Origin of the sequence: Nitrosopumilus sp. b1 (assembly GCF_014078545.1) — an archaeon.
Taxonomy (GTDB): Archaea; Thermoproteota; Nitrososphaeria; order Nitrososphaerales; family Nitrosopumilaceae; genus PXYB01.
The window spans coordinates 1-807 of the sequence record NZ_MU078803.1; the positions used below are offsets into that span (position 1 = coordinate 1).

At 35.9% G+C, this 807-nt stretch carries 1 protein-coding gene; it reads right to left on the reverse strand.

Annotated elements, in window-relative coordinates; all coding sequences use genetic code 11:
• Positions 1-719, reverse strand: a 719-nt coding sequence (locus tag C6988_RS11000) for a dicarboxylate/amino acid:cation symporter (protein ID WP_182135494.1), incomplete at its 3' end; no start/stop codon positions are given.
• Positions 720-807 lie beyond the last annotated feature (88 nt).

Genomic DNA, 807 nt, shown 5'->3' on the forward strand with positions numbered 1-807 from the left:
AGCTTTGCTGTAATATCTGCCATCAAACCAAATGCTGCAAATGGTGCAAGACGCATTGCCCAAGATACAACTTTCATTGTAATTTTTTGGATGGATTCTAAAAGATCAAGAATTGGTTTGGAGCTTTTTGTTGGTATCATTATCATAGATACGCCGACAATTAGCGCAAAGACAATGATGCTAAGCATCTCTCCGGACATAAACGATGCAAGCGGATTGCTTGGAACAATACCTACAATGCTTTTTGGGATATCAGATAAGGAAAAGTCATAGGGCTCAACTGTACTTTCTGCTTCTTCAATTCCAAAACTTTCTCTTATTGCAGAAGAATCAATTAGGTTTCCAGGCTCTATAGTTGTAACAACTAGAATTCCAATCGATAGGGCTATTGCAGTAGTTGCAATAAAGTACAGTGCTGCACCCAATCCGAGTTTTTGTAGCTGCTCCATACTTCCCGCAGATGTCAGACCACGAATAATTGATGCAAAAATTAGTGGAACTATTATCATTTGAATAATTTTCAAAAAGAGATGAGCAGGAATTGAAAGCCATTCTGTAATTACATCAGTGGTCTCTTTTTCAACGATGTCAAACTCGGGTCCCAAAAAAAGCCCAAATAATAGACCAAGAAAGAGTCCGACTAAAACTTGAGCCCAAAGCTTTGATTTGATTAGATAAGTAAGTTGAGGAACAGTATATTCAAATGATTTTATTCCCATTATTGTTTCAAAAAATGATTTTTCTTAATTAAAGGCAGAGTCAAATCTCATATGCAAGAATCAAATAGTATTTTTCAAAGGTGATTTT